This is a genomic window from Ruegeria sp. C10 (genome assembly GCF_056537805.1).
On record NZ_JBQFSC010000001.1, the window covers coordinates 1,559,473 to 1,573,727 of the forward strand.

Here is a 14,255-nt window from a genome sequence, read left to right on the forward strand (position 1 = left end):
GCAGGAGGGAGAAAAGTGATGATCCGATCAATACTTGGCGCGGGCGCGCTGACTGTACTTACCATGATACCACAGGCCTCTTCAGCTCAGGACGTGGAGACCGGGGCCGAGCTGTATCAGCACTATTGCGCTACCTGTCATGGGTTGGATGCAACGGGGCATGGGCCAATGGCCGGGGTGCTGGTGATCCAGCCAACAAACCTGAGAACGCTGGCCGATGCAAATGGTGTATTTCCGACAGCGCGCGTCGTGGCGCGGATTGACGGGCGCGAACCGTTGGTCAGCCATGGCAGCCCGATGCCGGTTTATGGCCCCTATTTCGAAGGTAACGACACCGCGATCAAAACGCCGGAAGGGCAGCCAATCCTGACCAGTAAGCCAATCGTGGATCTAGTGGCTTACCTGAAGACCCTGCAAGTAAACTAACAAGCTCAGCGACAGATGCCATTAATCTCTGCGCCCGCCCAGGGTATCAGGACGGAGCTTTCACGCCTGTTACCGGGCAATTTCGAGACTTCGAATTGCGCGCTTAGCATATCGTGCAGGCGCTTGGTTCGAGGTGCGTCGGGGTCGAGCGCCCGGCAGCAAACATATTCCTCGACGATGGCGCCCTGCTGTTCGTAGCCATAGGCCAGAAAATCGGGCGAAGTATCAAGGTCGAACAGGTAAGGATCGTCCTTCCGGCCATGCTCTGCCGCAGCGCGGAACGGGTGATAACCAGTTGTCTTGCGATTTTGCCACTGCCAGACATGGGTTAATTCATGCGCAAGCAACATTGCCCCGATCAGGTTCACCTGATCGGGGTACTGGCTCATGTAGTCGTCCAGATACCAGTCCTTCGTGAAGTATACATGATTGAACAGCGCAACGCCCGCGGGTTTGCCGGTCACGGTTTCCTCTTTGACAGGTGGTAAGATTCGTTCACGGCAGGCAACCCGAGGGCGGGCTTTGCGGGTAAATGTAACCGCTGCGACGGGGGCACCCTCTACCAATCGCACACGATCCAGATTCAATGTGTCTCCGTGGATTTTACTGACAAATGCGCGCTCGTGATCGGTTAGAGGTCGACCACAGGCTACAAATAGAAACAGCAATGAAATCAACAGGGGGCGGATCATGGCATTAAGCCTAATGCGGCAGCTCGGCGCTGCAAGTCGTTTTCAAAGGCTCATCGCCAGAACCCGGCTGATTTCCGTCAGCGATCGCCCGGATTGTCCCATCCATGTATTGAACGCGGCCTGCACCGCGGCCATTGCTTTTTTGGAGGTTGCAGGTTTGTCGATAACGCCCTCAGCGATCAGACGAGCTGTTACATCTTGGGACAGAATAAAGCTGTCCCGACCGGCAAATCGCATAGCATACTGCGCCGAAGCACCGCCAAGCCGCGATCCGCGCTTGGCGAGCATCTGTAGCAAGCCGACATAATCCTGTGATGGCCACCCGCCCAGAATTTGCCCGACGCCACCTTCCGCGCGGAGTTCCAGCAGAAACGCGGCATTGTCGCGCACTGTGGCAATCTTGGTTCCGTTGCGGACAATGCGGGTGTCCTGCAGCAGTGCGTCGAATTTCTCGTCATCCATGAATGCGCAGCGTCCAATGTCGAAGCCGTCAAATGCCGTTTCGAATCCGTCCCACTTCGATTCGATCACTTTCCAGTTAAACCCTGCCTGGAACACGGTTTTCGTAATAATCGATAACCAGCGATCATCTGACATCGCCACCAATTCGGCGATCGGTTTAGGCTTGCTTAGCTTGCTTTCCAGTTCGGCGGGGCCGCCGTGGCGATCAGCCGATATCTGGTAGATCTTTTCAAAGTGACGCATTTCCCAGACCCTCCCTTATCCAGATGCGCCTTATTAAGAAGATTTGACAAGGCAAATCAGATCTTGAGATGAAGCGCGTGTTTTATATTGACTAGTCAATCAATATCTTTGACGGTTCCGAACTGACGGTGTTAAGTGTGTGTATTGCCGAGTGGAGCAGCAGGGATGGGTCGTGTTTTCACGCTTGATGAAGCGCGTCGGACCCGGAACAACTGTTCCCTTTCCTTTTTCGGCTAAACTTGTGCATGTTGCGAAATGTGCTGTGACCACAAATGATCCTGGGCGGGCTCGATATCGCCATGGGGCAAACGTAAAAAACAGGGAGTTGTTGTTATGAAAAAGCTAAGCGTAAGCTTTTTGGCTATCGCAGTGGCCGGGGCGGCCCATGCCGCAGATATGGGCGCGGTCGATGAACCGATCAAGCTGGCGATCAACGAATGGACCGGTCAACATGTGACCACCCATGTGGCAGGTGAGATGCTGAAGGCCGCCGGTTATAATGTAGAATACGTGACCGCCGGGATGATGAATCAGTTCCAGGCGTTGGCCGATGGGGACATTGACGCGACATTGGAAATCTGGTCGTCCAACGTGTCCGACGAATATGCCAAGAAGATCGACGAAGGCACCGTTGTTGAAATCGGCGATCTGGGGCTTGATGCCAAGGAAGGCATTGCCTACCCGGCACATGTGGCGGAGCTCTGCCCGGGCCTGCCTGCGTGGGAAGCGCTGAAAGAGTGTGCGCAAGTTTTTGCTACGGCTGAAACTCTGCCCGGTGGCCGTCTGGTCGATTACCCAGCGGATTGGGGAACGCCCGGCGCGGATCGTATGACCGGTCTTGAATTGCCGTTCAAAGCGGTCCCCGCGGGTTCCGAGGGCGCTTTGATCGCCGAATTGCGCGCCTCGACCGAGCGCAAGTCGCCGTTGCTGATCACCTTCTGGCAGCCACATTGGGCGATGTCGGCATATGACGTACAGTTTGTCGAACTGCCTGCAGGCGAAGAGGCGTGCTTTAACGATCCGTCTTGGGGCCCGAACCCCAACGCAGTGAATGATTGCGATTTCTCGCCGTCACGTATCTTCAAGGCCGGTTGGAGCGGCATGGCAGACAAGTGGCCCGCTGCCTATGAAATCCTGACTAACTATCAGCTTTCGGTCGAAGACCAGCAGCCAATGATGGGGGCGATCGACGTAGATGGTGGCGCGGTCGAAGAAGTCGTCGCGGCATGGATGGCCGAGAATGAAGACAAATGGCGCCCCGTCGTTGACGCGGCAACGCAGTGAGTCCGCTTAAGTGACTGAAGCGAATACGCCAGCCATCGCCTGCCAGAATCTCTGGCAGGTGTTTGGCCAAGGTGCCGACAAAGCTCTGACCGACGCGCTGTCTCGGTCAGGGAGTGACGCTGACAAAGCCGCCGCCGATTTGCGCGAACTGGGGTTTATCCCTGCTGTTCAGGATGCCAATTTCGAGGTCAAAGAAGGCGAGCTTTTTGTCATCATGGGTCTGTCCGGCTCGGGCAAATCGACGCTGATTCGTTGCATTTCGCAACTTCTGCCCGGTACGGGCGGCGAGATCCGTGTGGATGGCGAGAATGTCATCGGTGCATCGAAGAAAACCCTGACTGAACTAAGGCGCAAGAAGCTGGGCATGGTTTTCCAGCATTTTGGCCTGTTCCCTCATATGACCGTGGCTGAAAACGTGGCTTATCCGCTACGTGTGCAAGGCGTCGGCAAAAAGGAACGTTTGGCGCGTGCGCAGGAAGTAATCTCGCTGGTCGGCCTGGAAGGCCGCGAAGATAGCTTTCCTCGGCAGCTTTCGGGTGGTCAACGCCAACGCGTGGGGATCGCGCGCAGCCTTGCGGTGAATCCCGATATCTGGTTTCTGGACGAGCCGTTCTCGGCCCTTGATCCTTTGATCCGCCGCCAGCTGCAGGATGAATTCCTACGCATCCAGGCGACGTTGAAGAAATCCATCGTCTTTATCACTCACGACATTCAAGAGGCGCTGAAACTGGCCGACCGCATCGCCATTATGCGCGACGGCAAGATCGTTCAGATCGGCACGCCGACGGATATCGTGCTGCGTCCGGTAGACGACTACGTGCGCGAATTTTCTAAGGACGTGGCCAAAGGCCAGCATGCCAAGGTTGCTTCGGTCATGCGTGATGATGCTGAGCGTGGGCCGGATGATCCGGGCTTGACCACATCCATGACGCTCGACGCAGCGCTCGCACATTGCATGGAGCTGTATGAACCCGTGCCCGTCCGCGATGCAGACGGCAATATTGTCGGTACGGTTCATCCGTCCGATCTCGCCGCAGCTTTGCAGGTGGATGAAGCATGACCGCTGTGACGGATATCCCCGCGCGGCAGGCCCGCCTGACGGCTGGGACGCAGGCCGCGCTGATTACCCTTGTCGTTGGCGCGGTTTGCCTTGCGCTGGAAGGCGTCGCCCCATGGCTGGTCACATGGCCCAAAGAATGGGAACTGCCTGCAACGCAATGGGTTGGTGCGTTTCTCGACTGGTTTCTGAATGGCATTAAACCGGCGATGCGGTTGTTTTCGGACCTGATGACTTATCCGATGAATGCTGCAAACTACGTGCTTGGCAGCACGCCCTGGCCGATCTTGATTGGGGTCGTCACTGCGCTGGGTTGGTATCTGGGCGGTCTGCCGATGGCGGCGCTGGGGTTCTTTGGCCTCAGCTTCGTTCTGGCTTCAGGCTATTGGGCCGAGAGCATGAATACGCTGGCCCTTGTCGCCGTATCTGTCCCCGTGGCGCTGATTATGGGCGGGGCTATCGGTATTCTTGCCAATGAAGTGCCACGTGTGAAGGCCTTTGTTCAGGCCGTGCTCGATATCATGCAGACGGTGCCGACCTTTGCCTATCTGACGCCGCTGCTGCTTCTGTTTGGCTTCGGTCCGGTGGTTGGCCTGATCGCCTCGGCCATCTACGCCGCGCCACCTATGGCTCGCAACGTTATGCTGGGGCTGGAACGGGTAGAGCCCGAAATCAAAGAAGCTGCGATCATGTCCGGTGGGACGCGCTGGCAGCAGCTCTTTCAGGTCGAAATTCCTGCTGCCACGACTCAGATCATGGTTGGTGTGAACCAATGCCTCATGGCCGCGCTGTCGATGGTGATCATCGCCGCCGTCATCGGCGGCTTCAACGACATCGGCTGGGAAGTTCTGTTAACCATGCGCAAGGCGCAGTTCGGTGAATCCCTCATGGCCGGTTTGGTCATCGTTGTCTTCGCAGTGATCATCGACCGGATGAGCGGCACTTTGGCGACCGAGCGCAAGCGATATGACAGCCGCGTTGTCTGGGCGATGCTGGGCTTTGCAGTGCTGTTTACCGCTGCCTTCTGGTCCCGGTTGCCGAACCCGTCTGACCTTACAGTTCTGGACCCGATGGCCGAGGCGATTGACACCGGCCTGACCTCATTTACGCAGGCTAACGGGCCTTGGCTGGACGCACTCAAGAACAATTCTCTGTTCTATGTGTTGTTGCCCTTGCGGATCGGTCTGGACCAGGCTGTACTACCGTTCACCTGGGGGTTCCAGTGGACCCCGAGCATGAGCTGGGGTCTGTTCGCCGCCGGTGCGGCTATCGCTCTGCTGATGGCGTGGCGCGGGCATCTGACCGGCGGTCTGATCGTTCTTATCCTGATCGGCATGCTGGAAACCGGCATATCAAACCTGCCTTGGCCGTTTGTCCTGACGGGCGCAGCTGCGCTGGGTTGGGTCGCGGGTGGCTGGCGTCTTGCGGCGCTGTCGGTTGGGCTGCTGTGTACCATCCTCGTTTCAGGCCTGTGGGAGCGGGCACTCCTGTCGCTCTACCTCAGCGGTGCCGCAGTGTTTTCCTGCGCAGTGGTCGGAGGGCTGATCGGCCTTGCCAGCGCAGTTTGGGGGCCGGTCTGGAAAGTGGTTCGCCCGATCTGTGATATGCTGCAGACGATCCCACTGTTTGTGTTCCTGATCCCGGTTCTGATGGTGTTTCAGATCGGTGAGTTCTCGGCCTTCCTGGCGATCTGCGCCTACGCCATCGTCCCGATGATCCGCTACACGCGACACGGGCTGGTCAATACACCCGAGGAAATGATGGAAGCCGCAATCTCCAGCGGCGCGACCGAGTGGCAGATCATGCGCGACGTCCGCGCGCCCTATGCCGCACCGACCATCCTACTGGGGCTGAACCAGACCATCCTCTATGCCTTCGCCATGCTGGTGATAGCGGCACTGATCGGGACAACCGGTCTGGGCCAGTCGATTTATCTGGCGCTGGGGCAGGCGGATGTGGGGCTTGGCATCTCGGCCGGTGCCGCCATGGCCATTCTTGCCCTGATCGCCGACCGCATGGTGCAGGGCTTTGCCGAGGAACGCCGCAAGGCGCTGGGCCTATAAACAGGAAAGGGGCGGGTAACCGCCCCTTTGCCCTCACTTGATTTCGGACAAAGACCAGCGCGCTGTCACGGCCTAAACCGGGCGCAACACGTTCGGAGATTACGATGACTGGTTGGGGCCTCTTCCTCGCAGCACTTGCCACATTCCTTCTTAGCCACATGATTCCAGCGCGCCCCGCAGTGCGCGGCTGGCTGATCGGCACGATGGGAAAGCGCGCATATTTCGCCAGCTATTCAATGATTTCGCTAGCAGTTTTGGCCTGGTTGATCATCGCCGCCGCAAATGCACCCTATGTCGAAGTGATCCCGCCGCTTCCGATCTTTCGCTGGGTGCCTTTGCTGGTCATGCCTATAGTCTGCTGGTTGGCCATTGCGGGCCTGTCGATCCAGAATCCATTTTCGTTCGGAGGGTTGGGGCACCGTCCGTTCGATCCCGAAAACCCAGGAATCCTGCGCATGACTCGTCATCCGATCCTTGTTGCGTTGATGCTATGGGCTTTGGCACATCTGTTGGTCAATGGAAGCCTGTCGCATGTCATCTTGTTCGGCTTGTTTGCTGGCTTTGCGGTGATGGGCATGGCGCTCATTGATCACCGCACCGCGCGCAATTTGGGGACGCAGTGGGTACGCCTTTCCCGCAATACCGCGCGCCTGTCACTCAGCGCGCCCCGCCCTTGGCCCAGCCTTTGGGTCTGGTTGACTGCTTTGGCTTCTTACGCGGTTCTCCTCCACCTGCACGCATCGGTGATCGGGCTTTCTCCGTTGCCTTAATGGATGAAGGTGGTCGGACAAGCCGACGCGTGCTATCTGAAAAGTCACCAATTGAACTTTGAGGTCCAAAAAATGCATCTGGCCTATGTTACGACAACCGATCGCGGCGCAACCGATCGCCTGCTTAGCGAATTTGCGGATGGTCTTGTGCAGGCCGGAACACCGATTGCCGGGGTTGTGCAGACCAACACCGAATGTGCCGACGGATATAAATGCGATATGGATCTGAAAGTCATGCCGACCGGGGAAACCATTCGCATCTCACAATCTCTTGGCAAGAACGCTCGGGGTTGCCGTCTGGATCCGGCTGAATTGGAACGGGCCGTCGGCCTCGTGACGCGGTCGCTTGAGGATGGCCCTCAATTGCTGATCATCAACAAGTTCGGAAAGCACGAGGCGGACGGGCGGGGCTTTCGCCCTATTGTCGCCGACGCACTAGAGCGTGAAATTCCCGTCTTGGTGGGCGTCAATCAGTTGAATATTGAAAAGTTTCAGGAATTCGCCGGCGGCATAGCCGAGGCGCTCGGCCCCGATGTCAGCAGCCTGACTGAGTGGTTTGACAAAATATCCCAAACCGACGTGCAACACGCCGCGGCATCTGGCGGCTGAAGCCCAGGCATCCATCTGCTGAGCTGCGCGCATTGTTTCACGCGCCCAACTGCCTCAAAAATGGTGGACTTGAGCCCACACATCGGGTCTAGCTTCGGTCAAAGTTGCAATCCGGCGGCCAGGTATCCTGGGCGAGTGCCGACGAAATGGGCTTATCCATGATCGAAGATCAGTGCGTCTCAGATGAGCGATCTCTGGAAGCCGCTTGCGGGGTCGATGACCCGGCAGCGAAGCAATCCCGTCTCGATGGGTTGATGTCGACAGATCGCTTCTGGTTAAGCATAGTCACGGCTTACTTTCTGCTTCATGTCGTATTGCGAGTTGCAACCGGCGGCGCGCTTGGTCTGGATGAGGCTGAGATACTTCTTGATGCGCGCCGCTTGGAATGGGGCTACGGCCCGCAACTGCCACTTTATGCCTGGCTGCAATGGGGCATCTTTCAGATCACCGGTCCCGGCATATTAGGGCTGTCACTGCTGAAGAACGGGATGCTGCTGGCGACGGTTGTCACGCTGTACCTGACCATACGAACCCGTCATGCGCCACTGTGGGCAGGGCTGTCGGTCCTGTCACTTCTGATGCTCTATCAGTTTAGTTGGGAGGCGCAACGCGCGCTGACGCATACCGTTCTCGCCAATCTCTGCTCGGTTCTGACCTTCGCGGTGATTTGGGGGCTAATTCGCAAACCGACGACTTGGGGATTCGTCTTGCTGGGCGTAGTCGTGGCAATGGGAAGTTTGTCAAAATACAACTATGCGATCGCGCTGCTGGCCATGTTGCTGGCGGCTTTCAGTGCATCTGAGACGCGCAAGCCTCTCTGGTCGCCTCGACTGCTGCTTTCGTTGGGTGTCGCCGCATTGCTTGTCACACCACCGATGCTATGGGTTCTGAACAATCCCGAACACGCATTTGCAAGCGCGCGCAAGTTGGACATGAGCAGCGATGGCCCAACCACATTGATCGCGCTGCAAGGCTTGGTTGAGCTGGCCTTGGCGTCGGCTGGGTTTGTATCGCTCTTGCTGATCGTACTGGGCGTCCTTTGGTCGATCTATCTCAGGCAAGGGGTGGCCGCCAAAGGCGATGATCTGAGGCGATTGATGACGCGTACTCTGGTCTGGGCCTTGATACTTCTGGCGGCTGTAGTGCTTGTGAGCGGAAGCACCAACGTGAAGGATCGCTGGCTGCAACCGATATTGATTTATGCCGGCCCCGTACTGTGTTTGTGGTTGTTACCGAATGCAGGTCGTAAAGGCGTAAAGCGATTTGCTCAGGTCAGTGCCGTTCTAGCGGTGTTTATCGGACTGGCGATGCTGCATCACAATCTGGCCGGAGATGCCAAACGCGCGGCCCCTTTCGCTACTTTGACCTCTGAGATAATCGCGCAAACAACGCCCGAAAGTGCAATTGTTGCTGACAATTGGATTTCCGGAAACATGGCCTATTTTGCGCCCGATCAGCCTGTTTACAGCGATCGGGACCCGCGCGCGCCAAATGCTGCTCTTCGGGTTTGGGAATCGGCTCGAAATGTCCCGAAGGACGTCGACCCAGCACAGGTGAAAACCTTGGTTGCGCCATACCGCTTTGACAACAACGAAGAGATGACGCTGTCATTTGGACCTGTGTCGCAATAGCGCGGGGACCATGGAAGTTGACATCGAACGTTGCTATCACCCAGATATCGGCCTGAACGAATGGCTCAATTTTTTCGGTGAGTAAGTGGTGGGCGACCCTGGAATCGAACCAGGCGTGCGTCTCCGCGAGGGAGTTACAGTCCCCTGCCACACCTTGCGGCCTGTCGCCCACTGTCAGGCGTTGCACCTGACGTGGAGGCGTGATTACTAGCGCGTCTAAAGGGCGTCAACAGGAAAATACCGCTTTGACGCAGGAAACCGAATTCCCGGCCCGGAGGCCCGTATCATGAAGAAACCAAAGTGGGTCGTTGAGAAGGAACAGGCGCGCAAAGCGGCTGCGGCAGAAACCGTCTGGCTGTTCGGTTTACACGCCGTACGCGACGCGCTGATGAACTCGAAACGGCAGAAGCTGCGCCTGATTGTGACGCGCAATGCCCGCGACAAACTGCTGGAAGCTATTGAATTTGCGGAGATTGTACCCGAGATCGTTGATCCGCGAAAATTCACCGCACCGATTGATCCGGGATCGGTTCATCAGGGCGCGGCACTTGAGGTCAAGCCGCTGGAATGGGGTGGGCTTGCCGAGAATTGTATCGGGCAGGAAAACCCACGTGTGCTGCTGCTGGACCGGGTGACAGACCCACATAACGTCGGGGCGATTCTACGCTCGGCAGAAGTGCTGGGCGCCAGCGCCGTCATTGGCACCCGCCACCATTCAGCGCCCGAGACCGGCGCTTTGGCAAAAACTGCCAGCGGCGCGTTGGAACGACAACCCTATCTACGCGTGCGCAATTTGGCCGATACGATCATCGAGCTGCAGAACATGGGGTATTTAGTCCTGGGTCTGGATGGTGAGGCCGAACAGACGATAGAAGCCACGCTGGGTGACAAGCGTGATCGCCCGGTGGCGCTGGTGCTTGGGGCCGAGGGGCCTGGGTTGCGGCAGAAAACCAAAGAAACCGTCGATCAATTGGTAAAAATTGACGCGGCGGGGGGATTTGGTTCTCTAAACGTCTCAAATGCCGCGGCTATCGCACTATATGCATCCAAACCCAGATGACAGGAGGCCCCCATATCCACTCCACATAAAATTGCCACCTGCTGCTATTGCGGTACCCGTGCCGCATTGGTTCTTCGGGGAAAGCAACAGCACGAGCTGAGTTGCGCAAGCTGCGGCGCACCCCTGCATAATCTCAAGATGGTGCCAAAAGCCAAACTGGCAGATCGGCCGATCAAAAGTTACCAGCCGGCACAGAAGCACAAAAAATACAAAAAGAAGAAAAAGCGGGGTCTGTTCTCAAAGGTGTTGGACGAAGCCTGGGAGGTGATCGAAGACGTTTTCGATTAACAACCGCACGCCCGTTCACATCGGCGTCATGGGGGTTTCAGATACGGTTTGAAATATGCATCTTTAAGCCCTCTAACCGCAATCCAGTGAATCACCTATGTTGTCTCGACGTTCCTTCTTGATCAGTCTCTCTTGTACCCCGTTTGCCTCTGTCGTCGGTGCGCAGGAAATGCCCATGTTCTACGTGGACGATGGGATGGCGGTCTCAGGCTATGATGCGGTTTCTTATTTCAAGGCTGGAGCACCAGAGTTGGGTCAGCCCGACATAGCGCTGATGTGGAAGGGTGCGATTTGGCGGTTTGCGTCAGAGGAAAATCGCGATCGATTTGAACGCAATCCGCGCGCCTATGCCCCGCAGTTTGGTGGTTACTGCGCCTATGCGATGGCGAAAGGTCTGCTAAGCAGTACCGATCCCAAGGCATGGCAGATTGTGGATGGGCGGTTATATCTGACCCACTCGGAAGCGATCGAACGTATCTGGGAACGCGATGTCACCAATTACATCCGCGAGGCCGAGGGGCATTGGCCTGCGGTTCTTTACCAATAAAGCCTATTGCTCTTGGCTTAAGATCGGCGCGCGGCTTATGTAACGAGCCGTTCTGACCATGATCGCCGAAGGAAATGCGCACGGTTTCATTCGGCGGCATTCCGCCTTTTGTGATGTGTCATCACAAAAATGCGCGCGACCTCTTTTTTTTAGAAAACTCATGCTTAAATGTCACAGTGACCGCGGAATGGAACTGCCGCGGGTCATTTCACTGTCCCTCGTTCCAACAACTGGCGCTCAGGAGTTTCCTGGGCGCTTTTTTCTTTGCATGCGCTTGCTTATGGTATGCTCATGAATGAATACTCCGACGATGTTCTGACCCAAATCCTTAGGCGCACCAAAGTGGTTGCGGTGGTTGGGGTTTCAATGAACCCGGTGCGGCCCAGCTATTACGTGGCGCGTTATCTGTCGCTCAAGGGCTATCGGGTGATTCCGGTCAATCCGGGCCATGCAGGCAAGATGCTGTTTGGCCAGACGGTGCAGGCTTCGCTGTCCGATATTCCCGAGCCCGTCGATATGGTTGACATCTTTCGCCGTTCCGAGGCTGTGCCACCCATTGTCGACGAGGCGCTGGATGCGTTTCCCGACTTGCGCACCATCTGGATGCAGATCGGAGTTGAGCATGCCGAGGCCGCTGCCAAAGCGCAGGCCCGCGATATCGACGTAGTCATGAACCGCTGCCCCAAGATCGAATATCAGCGCCTGTTTGGCGAACTGCGTATGGGTGGGTTTGCGACTGGAGTGATCTCGTCCAAGCTGTGACAGCCCTGACATTTGTGTCTACGCCCCGGCCTGAATTGAACAGAAATGGTGCATTTGTTGAGGGGGAGGTCCAATTGACCTATACCCATTCAGCAAACCAATATGACAGGACCATGCGGAATGATTGCTTATGTGACTGTTGGTGTTGACGATATCACGCGCGCTGAGCGGTTTTATTCGGCGTTCCTGCCCGCGCTTGGTTATGCGATGGAGCGGTATCACGGAGACTTGAGCTATGCGCTGCCAGTGCCGCCGGGGCAATCCCCGGTTCAGCCCGAGTTCTACGTAAAATCACCCTTTGATGGAGGCGCGGCTTCGGCTGGCAACGGGTCCATGGTGGCGTTTGAGGCGCGCACCCAACAGCAGGTTCGCGACCTTCACGCCGCTGCGCTTGCCGCAGGCGGGTCTGACGAAGGCCAGCCGGGCTTTCGCGCCTCGTATGGTCCGAATTTCTATGTCGGCTATCTGCGCGATCCTCAGGGCAACAAAATCGCGCTGTTTTCCAGCAATCCAAACGAGCCGGGGCGCGACGGGTAACGCTTTCGTCGGGTCGCTGTGGCGCTTCGATCGCTGCCCGCAGAAGCTCAGTCTCACGGGCTGGATGCTTGTTCTTGTCGCCGCTTTTCCAGAACCACTTCGCGTGGAACCCACTCGTAACGGGTGTCCTCAACCAGGGGCGACCAGAATAGCACTCCGCCATAGCGCCAGGGATCCAAGACAACGCCTTCGTACATGCTCTCTCCCTTGCGGCTGATGATGGCGGTGCTGTGGTCGATGCGGAACGGATTATCCGCATTGGCGATAGCGCGGTGCATTTCCAGAGTGCGGAACTGCTCCTGATCCAGTCGCCGCTCAATATCTTCAGCCCAGTGCCAGCACAGACCACGCGGACGCAGACCCTTGTTGACCTTGGCGTTGTGGATAAGCGGAGGGTCGGTGATCTCGTATTCCTGCGCCAGTTGCGCAGTATAGGCATAGGCGATGCGGGCGGCGCGGGTGGCTTCTGCTGGGTCGATATCGGGGCCGAGGCTTTGGATTTCAGCCGCCAGCCGCTGGACCTCATCTCCGGAAGACGGGGGAGGGGTGGCACAGGCCGCGAGGGTGGCAAGCGCTGCCGCGAACACCAAAGCTCTGATCATCTGCGCGTCCTTTGCCTCAATGCACCCGAAGCCGCAGTATAGCGGGCCGGGTCATCGCACGAAACCCGCTTAGTCTTTTGGTCGGGATGCCTTTTCCGTGATGCCGCTGGTGCCCTGTCGACGGGCCAGTTCGCCCAGCACATCATCCAGCGCAACATCGCGCGCAGCCAGCATCACTAGCAGGTGATAAAGCACATCAGCCGCCTCGGAGGTCAGTTTTCCCCTGTCCCCTTTGGCGGCTTCGATGATTGCTTCAATGGCTTCTTCGCCGAATTTCTCGGCACATTTCTCGGGACCTTTGGCCAACAGCTTGGCGGTCCAGCTGCTGTCTGGATCTGCCCCTTTACGGGCCTCAATCGTAGCCGCCAGATCGTGCAAAATACTCATGTCAGCCTCATCGGTATGCCAGCGGCGGCCATATGCTCTTTGGCCTCGTGGATGGTGTATTCGCCGAAATGGAAGATCGAGGCGGCAAGCACCGCGCTGGCCCCACCTTTGGTCACACCTTCGACAAGATGGTCCAGATTGCCTACGCCCCCGCTGGCGATGACCGGCACTTCCACCGCGTCACTGATCGCTCGGGTCAGGGGCAGGTTGAACCCGGCCTTGGTGCCATCGCGATCCATCGAGGTTAGCAGGATTTCACCTGCGCCCTTGGCGACGACGGTTTTGGCAAATTCAACGGCGTCGATACCTGTTGGTTTGCGTCCGCCATGGGTGAAAATCTCCCACTTGCCGGGGCTGACTGTCTTGGCGTCAATGGCACAGACAATGCACTGGCTGCCGAACTGGTCCGCTGCTTCGGCGATGACGTCCGGATTCGCGACGGCGGCCGAGTTAAAGCTGACCTTATCAGCCCCCGCCAGCAACAGCGCCCGCACGTCATCTTTGGTGCGTACGCCACCACCTACAGTCAGAGGCACAAAGCACTGCTCTGCCGTGCGTTGGACCACATCGAACATCGTGCCGCGGTTCTCATGCGTCGCATGGATGTCCAGAAAGCAGATCTCATCCGCTCCGGCGGCGTCGTATGCCTTGGCCGATTCCACGGGGTCACCAGCATCGCGCAGGCCAACGAAATTCACACCTTTGACCACACGGCCATCGGCGACATCCAAACAGGGAATGATGCGGGTTTTCAGCATGGGCTTTCCTTTGCTCGGGGCACCTGTACCGGCAAAGCCCCGCCGATGCCAGACTTGTGATTGTGATCTGTCGCGAA

The 14,255-nt window shown here is 57.4% G+C and carries 16 protein-coding genes and 1 tRNA gene; 11 read left to right on the forward strand and 6 right to left on the reverse strand.

Going from position 1 to position 14,255, the window contains the following annotated elements; translation table 11 throughout:
- The first annotated feature begins 18 nt into the window (after positions 1 to 18).
- Positions 19 to 426, forward strand: coding sequence for a c-type cytochrome (locus tag ACR0DE_RS07475; protein ID WP_170392112.1), 408 nt, complete (start codon positions 19 to 21; stop codon positions 424 to 426).
- A gap of 5 nt (positions 427 to 431) precedes the next feature.
- Here ACR0DE_RS07475 and ACR0DE_RS07480 read toward each other — a convergent pair whose 3' ends face one another.
- Both ACR0DE_RS07480 and ACR0DE_RS07485 read right to left on the reverse strand, forming a co-directional pair.
- Positions 432 to 1,118: a hypothetical protein gene (locus tag ACR0DE_RS07480; protein ID WP_170635994.1), complete on the reverse strand. Its 687-nt coding sequence runs from the start codon at positions 1,116 to 1,118 to the stop codon at positions 432 to 434.
- Between the two features lie 42 nt (positions 1,119 to 1,160).
- Positions 1,161 to 1,823, reverse strand: a complete 663-nt coding sequence (locus ACR0DE_RS07485; RefSeq protein WP_170512305.1) for a DNA-3-methyladenine glycosylase I — start codon at positions 1,821 to 1,823, stop codon at positions 1,161 to 1,163.
- Positions 1,824 to 2,156: 333 nt separating this feature from the next.
- On the opposite strand from ACR0DE_RS07485, the gene ACR0DE_RS07490 reads away from it, so the two are divergent.
- From ACR0DE_RS07490 to ACR0DE_RS07515, 6 genes are all read left to right on the forward strand, one after another.
- Entirely contained in the window at positions 2,157 to 3,107 is a 951-nt protein-coding gene (locus ACR0DE_RS07490; protein WP_170392106.1) for an ABC transporter substrate-binding protein, read from the forward strand.
- A gap of 10 nt (positions 3,108 to 3,117) precedes the next feature.
- A complete protein-coding gene (locus ACR0DE_RS07495) occupies positions 3,118 to 4,167 on the forward strand; it encodes a betaine/proline/choline family ABC transporter ATP-binding protein (protein ID WP_170401466.1) in 1,050 nt (349 codons plus the stop codon).
- The gene (locus ACR0DE_RS07500) at positions 4,164 to 6,227 is read left to right on the forward strand and encodes an ABC transporter permease subunit (RefSeq protein ID WP_170625267.1); all 2,064 of its coding nucleotides are present in this window, start codon (positions 4,164 to 4,166) and stop codon (positions 6,225 to 6,227) included. The genes ACR0DE_RS07495 and ACR0DE_RS07500 overlap by 4 nt, the downstream gene beginning before the upstream one ends.
- A gap of 104 nt (positions 6,228 to 6,331) precedes the next feature.
- Entirely contained in the window at positions 6,332 to 6,997 is a 666-nt protein-coding gene (locus ACR0DE_RS07505; protein WP_480752429.1) for an NnrU family protein, read from the forward strand.
- Between the two features lie 72 nt (positions 6,998 to 7,069).
- On the forward strand, positions 7,070 to 7,606 hold the full coding sequence (locus tag ACR0DE_RS07510; protein WP_480752430.1) for a DUF2478 domain-containing protein: 537 nt from the start codon (positions 7,070 to 7,072) through the stop codon (positions 7,604 to 7,606).
- 158 nt (positions 7,607 to 7,764) lie between these two features.
- The gene (locus ACR0DE_RS07515; RefSeq protein ID WP_480752431.1) at positions 7,765 to 9,237 is read left to right on the forward strand and encodes an ArnT family glycosyltransferase; all 1,473 of its coding nucleotides are present in this window, start codon (positions 7,765 to 7,767) and stop codon (positions 9,235 to 9,237) included.
- Between the two features lie 86 nt (positions 9,238 to 9,323).
- On the opposite strand, the gene ACR0DE_RS07520 is transcribed toward ACR0DE_RS07515, so the two are convergent.
- Positions 9,324 to 9,407, reverse strand: a tRNA-Tyr gene (locus ACR0DE_RS07520).
- Between the two features lie 116 nt (positions 9,408 to 9,523).
- On the opposite strand from ACR0DE_RS07520, the gene rlmB reads away from it, so the two are divergent.
- From rlmB to ACR0DE_RS07540, 4 genes are all read left to right on the forward strand, one after another.
- Positions 9,524 to 10,297: a 23S rRNA (guanosine(2251)-2'-O)-methyltransferase RlmB gene (rlmB, locus tag ACR0DE_RS07525; protein ID WP_170420794.1), complete on the forward strand. Its 774-nt coding sequence runs from the start codon at positions 9,524 to 9,526 to the stop codon at positions 10,295 to 10,297.
- Positions 10,298 to 10,760: 463 nt separating this feature from the next.
- Positions 10,761 to 11,132, forward strand: a complete 372-nt coding sequence (locus ACR0DE_RS07530) for a YHS domain-containing (seleno)protein (RefSeq protein WP_170735482.1) — start codon at positions 10,761 to 10,763, stop codon at positions 11,130 to 11,132.
- 291 nt (positions 11,133 to 11,423) lie between these two features.
- A complete protein-coding gene (locus ACR0DE_RS07535) occupies positions 11,424 to 11,894 on the forward strand; it encodes a CoA-binding protein (RefSeq protein WP_480752432.1) in 471 nt (156 codons plus the stop codon).
- 120 nt (positions 11,895 to 12,014) lie between these two features.
- On the forward strand, positions 12,015 to 12,431 hold the full coding sequence (locus tag ACR0DE_RS07540) for a VOC family protein (protein ID WP_480752577.1): 417 nt from the start codon (positions 12,015 to 12,017) through the stop codon (positions 12,429 to 12,431).
- A gap of 53 nt (positions 12,432 to 12,484) precedes the next feature.
- On the opposite strand, the gene ACR0DE_RS07545 is transcribed toward ACR0DE_RS07540, so the two are convergent.
- The 3 genes from ACR0DE_RS07545 to hisF form a co-directional block, all read right to left on the reverse strand.
- A complete protein-coding gene (locus ACR0DE_RS07545; RefSeq protein WP_480752433.1) occupies positions 12,485 to 13,033 on the reverse strand; it encodes a hypothetical protein in 549 nt (182 codons plus the stop codon).
- Between the two features lie 69 nt (positions 13,034 to 13,102).
- On the reverse strand, positions 13,103 to 13,420 hold the full coding sequence (locus tag ACR0DE_RS07550; RefSeq protein ID WP_170392083.1) for a phosphoribosyl-ATP diphosphatase: 318 nt from the start codon (positions 13,418 to 13,420) through the stop codon (positions 13,103 to 13,105).
- On the reverse strand, positions 13,417 to 14,178 hold the full coding sequence (gene hisF, locus ACR0DE_RS07555; RefSeq protein WP_170392081.1) for an imidazole glycerol phosphate synthase subunit HisF: 762 nt from the start codon (positions 14,176 to 14,178) through the stop codon (positions 13,417 to 13,419). The genes ACR0DE_RS07550 and hisF overlap by 4 nt, the downstream gene beginning before the upstream one ends.
- Positions 14,179 to 14,255 lie beyond the last annotated feature (77 nt).

Coding starts and splice junctions, on each gene's coding strand:
- ACR0DE_RS07485 (WP_170512305.1), bottom strand. CDS start 1,823: ATGCGTCACTTTGAAAAGATCTACCAGATATCGGCTGATCGCCACGGC.
- ACR0DE_RS07510 (WP_480752430.1), top strand. CDS start 7,070: ATGCATCTGGCCTATGTTACGACAACCGATCGCGGCGCAACCGATCGC.
- ACR0DE_RS07540 (WP_480752577.1), top strand. CDS start 12,015: ATGATTGCTTATGTGACTGTTGGTGTTGACGATATCACGCGCGCTGAG.
- ACR0DE_RS07490 (WP_170392106.1), top strand. CDS start 2,157: ATGAAAAAGCTAAGCGTAAGCTTTTTGGCTATCGCAGTGGCCGGGGCG.
- ACR0DE_RS07550 (WP_170392083.1), bottom strand. CDS start 13,420: ATGAGTATTTTGCACGATCTGGCGGCTACGATTGAGGCCCGTAAAGGG.
- ACR0DE_RS07475 (WP_170392112.1), top strand. CDS start 19: ATGATCCGATCAATACTTGGCGCGGGCGCGCTGACTGTACTTACCATG.
- ACR0DE_RS07515 (WP_480752431.1), top strand. CDS start 7,765: ATGATCGAAGATCAGTGCGTCTCAGATGAGCGATCTCTGGAAGCCGCT.
- ACR0DE_RS07535 (WP_480752432.1), top strand. CDS start 11,424: ATGAATGAATACTCCGACGATGTTCTGACCCAAATCCTTAGGCGCACC.
- ACR0DE_RS07480 (WP_170635994.1), bottom strand. CDS start 1,118: ATGATCCGCCCCCTGTTGATTTCATTGCTGTTTCTATTTGTAGCCTGT.
- rlmB (WP_170420794.1), top strand. CDS start 9,524: ATGAAGAAACCAAAGTGGGTCGTTGAGAAGGAACAGGCGCGCAAAGCG.
- ACR0DE_RS07505 (WP_480752429.1), top strand. CDS start 6,332: ATGACTGGTTGGGGCCTCTTCCTCGCAGCACTTGCCACATTCCTTCTT.
- hisF (WP_170392081.1), bottom strand. CDS start 14,178: ATGCTGAAAACCCGCATCATTCCCTGTTTGGATGTCGCCGATGGCCGT.
- ACR0DE_RS07500 (WP_170625267.1), top strand. CDS start 4,164: ATGACCGCTGTGACGGATATCCCCGCGCGGCAGGCCCGCCTGACGGCT.
- ACR0DE_RS07545 (WP_480752433.1), bottom strand. CDS start 13,033: ATGATCAGAGCTTTGGTGTTCGCGGCAGCGCTTGCCACCCTCGCGGCC.
- ACR0DE_RS07530 (WP_170735482.1), top strand. CDS start 10,761: ATGTTCTACGTGGACGATGGGATGGCGGTCTCAGGCTATGATGCGGTT.